The 1715-nt window shown below is 53.2% G+C and carries 1 protein-coding gene; it reads left to right on the top strand.

Going from position 1 to position 1715, the window contains the following annotated elements; all coding sequences use genetic code 11:
• On the top strand, nt 1–1715 hold a 1715-nt coding region (locus PROVRUST_RS19880), incomplete at both ends, for a coiled-coil domain-containing protein (protein WP_006814946.1).

Below are 1715 nucleotides of genomic sequence, written 5' to 3'. Positions count from 1 at the left end.
CGACTGACCGTGCAGAATCAGCAACTGACAGCGCAATTGGCGGAAAAGGTGAAGCAGCATGAGGCGGCGCAAACGACACTGACGAAGCAAAATGCCGAATTAGCGCAGCAGCAAACGCAGCTAGCCCAGCAAAAAAGTGGGCTGGAAACCGATTTAACCGCGGCTCAGAAGCAATTGGCGGACGCGAAAGCACAATTACAGGCACAACAAACGCAAGCCGAGCAGAAACTGGCGTCACTGGGTCAAACCAGCGACAAACAAGTGAATACGCTGACCGCGCAGAATCAGCAATTGACAGCGCAATTGGCGGAAAAGGTGAAGCAGCATGAGGCGGCGCAAACGACGCTGGCGAAGCAAAATGCCGAATTAGCGCAGCAGCAAACGCAGCTAGCCCAGCAAAAAAGTGGGCTGGAAACCGATTTAACCGCGGCTCAGAAGCAATTGGCGGACGCGAAGGCACAATTACAGGCACAACAAACGCAAGCCGAACAAAAATTGGCGTCATTAGGGCAAACCAGCGACAAACAAGTGAATACGCTGACCGCGCAGAATCAGCAACTCACAGCGCAGTTGGCGGAAAAGGTGAAGCAGCATGAGGCGGCGCAAACAACGCTGGCGAAGCAAAATGCCGAATTAGCGCAGCAGCAAACGCAGCTAGCCCAACAAAAAAGTGGACTGGAAACCGATTTAACCGCGGCTCAGAAGCAATTGGCGGACGCGAAGGCACAATTACAGGCACAACAAACGCAAGCCGAACAAAAATTGGCGTCACTGGGTGAATCCAGTGACAAACAAGTGAATACGCTGACTGCACAGAATCAGCAACTCACAGCGCAATTGGCGGAAAAGGTGAAGCAGCATGAAGCAGCGCAAACGACGCTGGCGAAGCAAAATGCCGAATTAGCGCAGCAGCAAACGCAGCTTGCCCAGCAAAAAAGTGGACTGGAAACCGATTTAACCGCGGCTCAGAAGCAATTGGCGGACGCGAAGGCACAATTACAGGCACAACAAACGCAAGCCGAACAAAAATTGGCGTCACTGGGTCAAACCAGCGACAAACAAGTGAATACGCTGACCGCGCAGAATCAGCAACTCACAGCGCAATTGGCGGAAAAAGTGAAGCAGCATGAGGCGGCGCAAACGACGCTGGCGAAGCAAAATGCCGAATTAGCACAGCAGCAAACGCAGCTAGCCCAGCAAAAAAGTGGACTGGAAACCGATTTAACCGCGGCTCAGAAGCAATTGGCGGACGCGAAGGCACAGTTACAGGCACAACAAACGCAAGCCGAGCAGAAACTGGCGTCACTGGGTCAAACCAGCGACAAACAAGTGAATACGCTGACCGCGCAGAATCAGCAACTCACAGCGCAGTTGGCGGAAAAGGTGAAGCAGCATGAAGCGGCGCAAACGACGCTGGCGAAGCAAAATGCCGAATTAGCGCAGCAGCAAACGCAGCTTGCCCAGCAAAAAAGTGGGCTGGAAACCGATTTAACCGCGGCTCAGAAGCAATTGGCGGACGCGAAGGCACAATTACAGGCACAACAAACGCAAGCTGAGCAGAAACTGGCGTCACTGGGGCAAACCAGTGACAAACAAGTGAATACGCTGACCGCGCAGAATCAGCAACTCACAGCGCAATTGGCGGAAAAAGTGAAGCAGCATGAGGCGGCGCAAACGACGCTGGCGAAGCAAAATGCCGAATTAGCACAGCAGCA

This window comes from Providencia rustigianii DSM 4541 (assembly GCF_000156395.1).
Lineage (GTDB): Bacteria > Pseudomonadota > Gammaproteobacteria > Enterobacterales > Enterobacteriaceae > Providencia > Providencia rustigianii.
The sequence above is the reverse complement of the archived record's forward strand: the minus strand, read 5'-3'. Positions and strand labels throughout refer to the sequence as shown.